Here is a 10,285-nt window from a genome sequence, read left to right as displayed (position 1 = left end):
TCCAGCGATGGCGGCGCCACCTGGGCCGACGTCACGCAGTCGACGGCGACGAGCTGGAGCTATCTCGACCCGGCGACGCATGCGACCAGCTTCAGCTACCAGACCCGGATCATCGACACCGCCGGCAATGTCGGGACTACCGCCAGCCAGGCGGTGACGATCGATATCAACGCTCCGTCCGCTCCGGTGATCAGTACGGTCACGGACGATGTATCGCCGCTGACCGGTTCAGTTGCCGAAAACGGCTTCTCGAATGACCCGACACTAACGGTGGCAGGTACTGCGGAAGCCGGCAGCACGGTGACAGTGTACGATACCGACGGCGCGACAGTCCTCGGCACGGGCATTGCGGTCGGCGGCAGCTATTCAATTGCGACAGCGAGCTTGAGTCAGGGCAGCCATACGCTGACGGCCAAGGCAACCGATGTGGCGGGGAATACGGGTGTAGCGTCAAGTGCATTTCATGTCACGGTGGACACGTTGGCGCCAGCGGACATCATTTTGTCAAACGCGAGTGTCGCAGAAAATAGCACGACAGGAACGGTGGTCGGTTCCCTATCTGAAATTGATCCCGGTGGTACCGGAACAGCGATCTTTTCGCTGTTGGACAATGCCGGTGGCCTGTTCGCAATCAGCAATGGCAATTTGTTGGTCGCCGGGATCCTAGATTACGAGACGGCCCAATCGCACCAGGTCACCGTGCGAGTTACCGATGCGGCCGGCAATTTCTTCGACAAGGATCTCACGGTAGCTGTTCTCGACGTGGCTGGTATCACGCTGACTGGCGACGCTGGTGCCAACGTTCTTATAGGTACAATTGAGGCCGATAGTATTTTCGGGCTTGCCGGGAATGATCGGCTACAGGGGCTTGGGGGTAACGACAGTCTGGACGGTGGGGACGGGTTTGATCGCGCAGTCTATACGGACGCGACCGGCTCGATCACCGTCAACCTCGCGGCCGGCACGGCCAGTGGAGCCGGGGTCGGCAGCGATACGCTCATCAGCATTGAAGCCGCCGTGGGCGGGGATTTTGCCGACACGTTCGATGCGACCGGCTTTACGGGATCGAGCGCACAGCCCGGTGTGGCCTTGGGCCAAAGCGCTTTCGAGGGGCGGGGCGGCGACGACGTGATCACCGGCCGCATCAACGATCTGGGTCAATCGTTGACGCGGGTTGAGTATCTCAGCGCCTCGGCTGCGGTGACGGTCGATCTTGCCGCCCGCACCGGGCAGGGCACGGCGGCCGGCGATGTGGCCAATGTCGGCCACGACACGTTTACCAACGCCTTGCAGGGCGTGTTTGGGTCGGCCTACGGCGATACGATCTACGGCAGCAACAACGCCAGCTTCACGTATGAGGTCTTTGAAGGCCGCGGCGGCGACGACTATATCGACGGCCGTGGCGGGTATGACATGGTCGCCTACAATAACGACGTGACGACCACGTCGGGTATCACGATCAATCTTGCCGCTGGAACCGTTGTTGGCGATTCCACCATTGGCACGGACACGCTCCGTGACGTAGAGGCGGTGCGGGGCACCAACTTCCACGATGTCTTTGACGCGACCGGTTATGGCCTTGCCGGCGCCCTGAACGTCTCTTCGACCAACGGCACCTTCAACGATTTCGCAGGCGCCGGCGGCAACGATACGATCATCGGCAACGGCAACACGCGCCTTAATTACTCGAGCGCGCAAGCCGCCGTTACGGTTGACCTTCAGATCACCGTCGGCACGGCCCTCACAGTGGCCGGCAGTGCCACCGGCGCGACCGAGGGCACCGATACCTTCACCGGTGTCAACGCCGTTCAAGGCTCCATTTTCGCCGACACGCTGCTGGGCAGCAGTTATAACAATACGTTCACGGCCCTGGGGGGAGACGACTACATCGACGGCCGCGACGGGTTCGATACGTCAAGTTATAACAACCTGAACACGGTGACGGGCGGGGTTGCCGTCCACATGGCGGCTGGCACGGTGATTGGCGACGCCTCGAGCGGCACCGATACGCTGCGCAATATCGAGGGGGTTCAGGGCACCGGCTATGCCGATACCTATGATGCCACCGGCTATGGCCTGGCAGGCGCACTAAACGTCTCGACCAGCAACGGCAGCTTCAACCAGTTCGAGGGGCTTGGCGGCGACGACATCGTCACCGGCAACGGCAACACGCGCGTGCTCTACAGCAACGCCACCGGCGCGGTCACGACTACGATCGGGGCGGGAGGCGCAGGTTCGGCGTCAGGCGATGCTTCGACCGGCCACGATAGCTTCATCGGCGGCGTCAACAGCGCGTTCGGCAGCAACTTTGCCGACAGCTATAACGCTTCGGCCTTCAATAACGGCTTCAACTCGTTCCAGGGCAACGGCGGCAACGATACCATCACCGGCAACGGCTCGACCCAGGTTCAGTACAGCAATGCAACATCGAGCGTGACGGTCACGATCGGGGCCGGCGGCGCAGGGTCTGCATCCGGCGACGGCTCGGTCGGGTCAGATACCTTCGTCAGCGGTGTCAACAGCGCAGCCGGCGGCAATCTGAACGATACCTATAATGCGTCTGGTTTTGGAGCCGGATTGTACAACTCGTTCCAGGGCAATGGCGGCAACGACACCATCACCGGCAACGGCTCGACCCAGGTTCAATACTTCAGCGCCACCTCGGGCGTGACCATCACGATCGGGGCCGGCGGCACCGGCTCTGCATCCGGCGACGGCTCGGTCGGGTCAGATACCTTCGTCAGCGGTGTCAACAGCGCAGTCGGAGGCAACCTGAACGATACCTACAATGCGTCCGGTTTTGGAGCCGGATTGTACAATTCGTTCCAGGGCAATGGCGGCAACGACACCATCACGGGTAACGGCTCAACCCAGGTCCAGTACAATAACGCCACCTCGAGCGTGACGATCACGATCGGAGCCGGCGGCGCCGGGTCGGCCTCGGGGAATAGCTCGGTCGGCACCGACAGCTTCACCGGCGTGAACAGCGCGCTGGGCAGCAATTTCGACGACATCTACAACGCATCGGCGTTCAGCGCCGGCCAGTTCAACTCGTTCTATGGCAATGGTGGCAACGATACCATCACCGGCAACGGCTCGACCCAGATTGAGTACTTTGGCGCCAGCGCCGGCGTGAACGTCAACCTAACCACCGGAGTTGCCTCAGGCAACGCTTCGGTCGGTACCGACACGATCACCGGCGGCGTAAATGGCGTCCAGGGATCGAACTTCGCCGACACCATCACCGGCAGTTCAGGCAACGACTCCCTGTTCGGCAATGGTGGCGACGACATATTGTCCGGCGTGGGCGGCAATGACTATTTGGCTGGCGGGTTGGGTGCGGACACGTTCGTCTACTCTATCGGCGGGGCGGACTATATCGGCGACTTCAATCGCAGCGAGGGCGACCGGATCGACCTGACCGGGGTACCGGGTGTCTTCACCCTCGCCGACATCCAGGCCCGTGCGACGCAACAGGGTTCTGATACGCTGATTAACTTCGGCGGCGGCAACACCATAACGCTGGCCAATGTCACGGTTGGGAGCCTGGTTGCCAGCGACTTCCTCTTCAACAACAGCATCATCGGCACGTCCGCCAATGACGTGCTGGTCGGGACCAGCCAGAGCGACGGCATCTTCGGGCTTGCCGGGAATGATCGGCTACAGGGGCTTGGGGGTAACGACAGTCTGGACGGTGGGGACGGGTTTGATCGCGCAGTCTATACGGACGCGACCGGCTCGATCACCGTCAACCTCGCGGCCGGCACGGCCAGTGGAGCCGGGGTCGGCAGCGATACGCTCATCAGCATTGAAGCCGCCGTGGGCGGGGATTTTGCCGACACGTTCGATGCGACCGGCTTTACGGGATCGAGCGCACAGCCCGGTGTGGCCTTGGGCCAAAGCGCTTTCGAGGGGCGGGGCGGCGACGACGTGATCACCGGCCGCATCAACGATCTGGGTCAATCGTTGACGCGGGTTGAGTATCTCAGCGCCTCGGCTGCGGTGACGGTCGATCTTGCCGCCCGCACCGGGCAGGGCACGGCGGCCGGCGATGTGGCCAATGTCGGCCACGACACGTTTACCAACGCCTTGCAGGGCGTGTTTGGGTCGGCCTACGGCGATACGATCTACGGCAGCAACAACGCCAGCTTCACGTATGAGGTCTTTGAAGGCCGCGGCGGCGACGACTATATCGACGGCCGTGGCGGGTATGACATGGTCGCCTACAATAACGACGTGACGACCACGTCGGGTATCACGATCAATCTTGCCGCTGGAACCGTTGTTGGCGATTCCACCATTGGCACGGACACGCTCCGTGACGTAGAGGCGGTGCGGGGCACCAACTTCCACGATGTCTTTGACGCGACCGGTTATGGCCTTGCCGGCGCCCTGAACGTCTCTTCGACCAACGGCACCTTCAACGATTTCGCAGGCGCCGGCGGCAACGATACGATCATCGGCAACGGCAACACGCGCCTTAATTACTCGAGCGCGCAAGCCGCCGTTACGGTTGACCTTCAGATCACCGTCGGCACGGCCCTCACAGTGGCCGGCAGTGCCACCGGCGCGACCGAGGGCACCGATACCTTCACCGGTGTCAACGCCGTTCAAGGCTCCATTTTCGCCGACACGCTGCTGGGCAGCAGTTATAACAATACGTTCACGGCCCTGGGGGGAGACGACTACATCGACGGCCGCGACGGGTTCGATACGTCAAGTTATAACAACCTGAACACGGTGACGGGCGGGGTTGCCGTCCACATGGCGGCTGGCACGGTGATTGGCGACGCCTCGAGCGGCACCGATACGCTGCGCAATATCGAGGGGGTTCAGGGCACCGGCTATGCCGATACCTATGATGCCACCGGCTATGGCCTGGCAGGCGCACTAAACGTCTCGACCAGCAACGGCAGCTTCAACCAGTTCGAGGGGCTTGGCGGCGACGACATCGTCACCGGCAACGGCAACACGCGCGTGCTCTACAGCAACGCCACCGGCGCGGTCACGACTACGATCGGGGCGGGAGGCGCAGGTTCGGCGTCAGGCGATGCTTCGACCGGCCACGATAGCTTCATCGGCGGCGTCAACAGCGCGTTCGGCAGCAACTTTGCCGACAGCTATAACGCTTCGGCCTTCAATAACGGCTTCAACTCGTTCCAGGGCAACGGCGGCAACGATACCATCACCGGCAACGGCTCGACCCAGGTTCAGTACAGCAATGCAACATCGAGCGTGACGGTCGATCTGATCGCAGGTGCCGCCGTCGGCAACAGCTCCGTGGGAACGGATACTATCACGGGCGGCGTCAACTCCGTCCTTGGATCCAACTTCAACGATGTGTTTTCTGGAACTAACAATGCGACCGTCACGGAAGTCTATTTCGGCGGCGGGGGTAACGATACCATAGATGGTCGTGGCGGCTACGACCTCGCAAACTACAACGACAGCAGCGTTTCCGCAGCTATCAATATCCATCTTGCAGCCGGAACCGTTGTGGGCGACGGCTCAGTGGGGAGTGACATATTGCACGGCGTCGAGCTCATTCGAGGCACCAGGTTTGCAGATACGTATGATGCCACCGGCTTCAATGGCAGCAGCACGAACGCGGGTTCCTATGACACCTTCAATACCTTCGAAGGGATGGCGGGCAACGACACCGTGACAGGAAACGGGGACACTCGTGTTGAATACTCGCATGCACTCGCCGCGGTTACTGTTGATCTAGCTGCTGGAACGGGACAAAGCGCCGCCGCAGGTGATATAGCAGGTGTCGGTTTCGATACTTTCACGAGCGGTGTAGACTCCATACGTGGCTCAGATTTCGACGACGCGCTCCTTGGCAGCAATAATGCCACTGGTGCAGAGGAGTTTATTGGGGGCGCCGGCAACGACATCATCGATGGACGTGGCGGATTTGATCGGGCCATGTATTCGGCATCGTCCAGTGACACGACGACCGGAGCAATTGTCATTGATCTTGCGGCCGGCACGGTCGCTGGCGACGCCTCGATCGGCAACGATACGTTGAAATCGATCGAAGCGATCCGCGGGACCAATTTCGCTGACACATTCAATGCAAGCGGGTTCAGCGGTTCGAGCGTGAACGCCGGCAGCAACGGCACGCTAAACGAATTCGAGGGGGAAGCCGGCGATGACACCATCGCGGGAAACGGCAACACGCGCATAGCGTTCTATCACGCTGCCAGCGGCGTAAACGTAGACCTCAGCACTGGAATCTCCACGAGCCTCACAAATGGGGACGCCGCGCATGTTGGAGCCGACACATTCACCGGGGTTGCTGCTGTGCGCGGCTCAGAGTTTGGCGATCAGATCACCGGCAAGTCGGGAAGTATAACGTTGGACGGCCGCGGAGGCGACGATATCCTCACTGCAAATGGAGGAGCGAACACACTTATCGGGGGAGCGGGCAACGATCAGTTTAAGTTCAAAGCAGCTCTTGCGAATGGTGCCACAATCTCTGACTTTGCCGGCAATGGCGCCGCAGCCGGAGACTCTATCGAATTTGAGAGTTTCGGTACGGCAGCGCAAGGTGCGACATTTACCTTCTTAAGCGCCGCCGGTGCTGATTCTATTTGGCAAATCCACTCCGGCTTGGACGGTCACAACGAACTAATTACGCTGAAGGGCATCGCTACGTCCGGTGGTGTTCATAGTAGCGATTATTTCTTCGCTACGTAGATTTGGGCGCGTCGATACAAGCTGGCTCTGATCCTGGGTCGAACCCACAGGAGAGTCGAAGAGGTTGAGAGGTCATGCCACTGAGTAGTCGCATTTCGAGGTCCGCAGCTGAGCAGAGTGCAGCGGCTGTGAGACTGGACAAGGGCACTCGCATAGCTGTGGCCCAATCAGCTGGCCCCAGGCTCGCCGGCAAGCGGGGGGTTGTCGTCGGAAATGGCGCGACCATGAACCAACTCAGGGTTCAGCTGGACAGCTCCAAGCACTGCATAACTCTTCACGTGCGTTTCCTGGGCCGGGAAGCTGAGCCTTAGCTGACGGGGTGCCAAAATTTTATGAATTGGAGAAAGCGACCGTGACTCCTGATGAGCTAACCAAAGAGGAGCGTGGGCAGCTTGTCGAGAAGCGACGCACGGCATGACAGCGACGTCGTGGGTCGTTGTTCACGCGCCTGCATCGCCACGGGCGGGCTTTTGCTTCGTGCAAACGCCCGCGGGCTAAGTTGGTCTGTAATAGGTTAACGCAGCTACACCCATTGGGAAGTAGCGATTTTGAAAAAGGAAAAATGGAGCAGCTAATATGTCAATCGCCGCTTAGACCGAAAAGTATAGGCCTCGCAGTCAACGCTTAGCCGGCGAAACCGGTAAGCAGCTCCGATCAGCCCAGGCGCCAGCCACCCTCTCAGCCACGCCGGCGTGCTTCTGCATGGCAAGCCCTTCGCGAACCAGCCCTCGCGAGGGACCTGTCGCAGAATGGTCACTGCGATTCACGTTAAGGCCGCTCCCAAATGCTCAAGGCATCAACGGCATTGTCTTTTGCCGGTTATTCCCGTAGTTTGGAGTTAATTAACCAAACTATAGGGGACTGATGTGAATATTAAATCGGCGGTTGGCGCCATTTTCCTGACCCTGTCAGTAAGCGCTGGTGCCGCTCAAGCTTCCACTGTGAATGTTGCACTGTCCAGTGATGGCGCAAGTTTCGTCAGCGCGACGTCCCAGATCTTCTCCAGCGATCCGGCGTGCTGCGGCGGTTTCATCAACGGTGGTCTGACGACGGCTCAGAACAATCTTCTGACGACGACGCCAACGGCATGGCTCGCCAATGGCGATACGCGTTTCATTTTCGGCAACAACGACGCTGTCTCGTCGCTGATCATCCAGCTTGGAAGCCTCAGTAATCTCGTCAGCTTCGGTGCCACGTTCAGTTCGTTCGATCGCGTTCCTTCGATCTTCGGAGTGGCCACATCTCTTAATGGCGTGGACTTCACGCCTTTCGGTTTCATTGCGGATCCGAACATCTTGGTGAGTGGTGGCGGGTCGAGCTTGCTGACGGGGGCACCGGTTTCCGCATTGTATGTCGAATACTTCTTCGGACCGGCGATCGGCGCCAACGGCTTCCCGAACGGAGCCGGTGTGAGTGAGGTCTTCGCTTCCGTTGCTGCTGTGCCGGAACCGTCCACCTGGGCAATGATGCTGCTCGGCTTCGTCGGTCTCGGTCTGATGTTCCATCATCGCCGGCGCCACGCCTTCAACGTCTGATACGTTCAGCTGCATGTTCGAGAAGCCCGGCCGTCGCGCCGGGCTTTTTCATGTTTTGGTATGGGTTGCCGCTGCAATGAACGCCGGATTGCCTCGATAATATGGTATCCATTCGGCGTAGGCCGCAGGGCTACCGCCTGAGTAGTCCAGGGTTCTCTTTGTAGAACTTAATAAGCTCGATCAGGTTGTCGATGCCGAAGTCGGTGAACGCCTGAACGCCGTCTTCTCCGACGCCATAGACCCAGATGAAGCCATCCTCGATCTCCATCTCGTTGGCGATGTCCCACAGCCAATCTTCGTCTTCGCCGAGGTCTTTGGCGACCTTGGTGATGGTGGTGACGTGATGGACCTTGTTGACGTGGGTGGTCATGCCGCCGCTCGAGCGGAGAGCGCAGATGCTGGCGTCCAATTCCAGGGCAGAAGTTCGTCCAGCCGATGAGCCGGATGAGCGGCGATGCGGGCGAGGACATTCGTGAGCCACGCCTGCGGATCGATGCCGTTCATATTGGCTGTGACGATCAGGCTGTACATAGCTGCGGCGCGCCGCCCGCCGCGATCAGACCCGCAGAACAGCCAGGATTTTCGCCCAAGTGCGATGCCTCGCAGGCCCCTTTCGGCGGCATTGTTGGAGAGGCACACGCGGCCGTCCTCGAGGAATAGGGTGAAGCTCGCCCAGCGCTTCAGGATATAGTTGAACGCCTTAGCCAGGTCGTGCCCCCGAGACAGCTTGGCAAGCTGCTCCCGCATATAGACCTGGAGGTTCTCGACCAGAGGCCGGCTCAGCGTCTGCCGCACCTGAAGGCGCTCCTCGGCACTCTTGCCGTTGATGGACCGTTCGATCTCGAACAGCGCATCGATCCGCCGCACGACCTCGATCGCGATCGGCGAGAGCGGGATTTCCTTTTTGCCGGTGGCCTTGCGCCGGGCATTCTCTTCGATGTCGGCCATCGCGAAGAACGGGCGCCGTCCATGCGACCAGCAGGCAGCCTCCCGGATTGGCCCGGGCTGGCGTCCCGCCAGATAGAGCTGGTTGTACCCGTCATAGGCGTCGGCCTGCAGGATGCCGGCATACCGGGCCAGATGCGCTTGGGGATGCTCGCCCTTGCGGTCGCGGGAGTAGTAGAACATCGCCGCCGGCGGGTCCGTACCCCCAAATGGCCGACCGTCGCGGACGTAGATCCAGCACCGTCCGGTGTCGGTCTTGCCCTTGGCCAGGACCGGTACCGTCGTATCGTCAGCATGAAGGCGCTCGGCCGCCATGACGTGGGCTTCCACCAAGCGCAGCAGAGGATCCAGCGAGGCACAGACCGCCCCAACGGCATCTGCCATGGTCGACAGTGCGATCGGCACGCCTTCCAGAGCGTAGCGCTCCGCCTGGCGGTTGAGCGGCTGATGCTGGCCGAACTTCTCAAACATAATCATGGCCAAGAGGCTCGGACCAGCCCACCCGCGAGCGATGGCATGGAACGGCGCTGGCGCCTGGCTGATCTTCTCGCAGTCGCGGCAGGAGAACTTCTCGCGGACCGTCTCGATCACCTTCCACTGGCGCGGCACCACTTCTAGCGTGCGGGTCACGTCCTCGCCGAGCTTGCGAAGACGATTGCTGCCGCAGCATTCACAAGCCGTAGGTCCGTCGATCACTACCCGCTCCCGGGGAAGGTGCTCGGGGAAGGTCTGGCGCTCGGCGCGCTTGCGCGTAAATCCGCGCACCGTGGTCGACCTGGCCACGGCCCATTCCGCCGCCAGCTCGTCCTCGGTAGCGTCAGCTTCCAGCTCTTCGAACGTCAGCGCCAACTGATCGATCAGCCGCGCCGAGCGCTCCGACCGTTGTCCGTAGATCTGATGTTTCAGCTTGGCGATCTGCAGCTTCTGCTGGGCAATCAGCGCCTCGTCTTCCGACGCTTTCGCGCGGGCGACCGCGAGCTCGGCGGCGAGCTCCAAAGCCTTCGCGCGCTCGACTGCCAGCGCCTTCTTCAGGGCGGCAACCTCATCCGGAACAGCGTCGCGATCAGCATGCATGCGACGCAGTGAATCACAGATTGGACGCG

General features: G+C 60.8%; 4 protein-coding genes. 2 read left to right on the top strand and 2 right to left on the bottom strand.

Translation table 11 applies throughout. The features are described 5' to 3' along the window. Positions 1-153 precede the first annotated feature (153 nt). Positions 154-6,702, top strand: coding sequence for an Ig-like domain-containing protein (locus tag AC0L2F_RS33995; RefSeq protein WP_473251325.1), 6,549 nt, complete (start codon positions 154-156; stop codon positions 6,700-6,702). A gap of 866 nt (positions 6,703-7,568) precedes the next feature. After that, positions 7,569-8,237, top strand: coding sequence for a PEP-CTERM sorting domain-containing protein (locus AC0L2F_RS33990; RefSeq protein ID WP_473251324.1), 669 nt, complete (start codon positions 7,569-7,571; stop codon positions 8,235-8,237). A 130-nt stretch (positions 8,238-8,367) separates the two neighbouring features. On the opposite strand, the gene AC0L2F_RS33985 is transcribed toward AC0L2F_RS33990, so the two are convergent. Then, positions 8,368-8,607 carry a hypothetical protein gene (locus AC0L2F_RS33985; protein ID WP_473251323.1) on the bottom strand — a complete coding sequence of 80 codons (240 nt, stop codon included), beginning with the start codon at positions 8,605-8,607 and terminating at the stop codon, positions 8,368-8,370. Next, positions 8,604-10,256 carry an IS66 family transposase gene (gene tnpC / locus AC0L2F_RS33980; protein WP_473251322.1) on the bottom strand — a complete coding sequence of 551 codons (1,653 nt, stop codon included), beginning with the start codon at positions 10,254-10,256 and terminating at the stop codon, positions 8,604-8,606. Before tnpC ends, AC0L2F_RS33985 begins: the two co-directional genes overlap by 4 nt. Positions 10,257-10,285: the final 29 nt, after the last annotated feature.

It is taken from the genome of Bradyrhizobium sp. Ken64, from assembly GCF_055807555.1.
The sequence above is the reverse complement of the archived record's forward strand: the minus strand, read 5'-3'. Positions and strand labels throughout refer to the sequence as shown.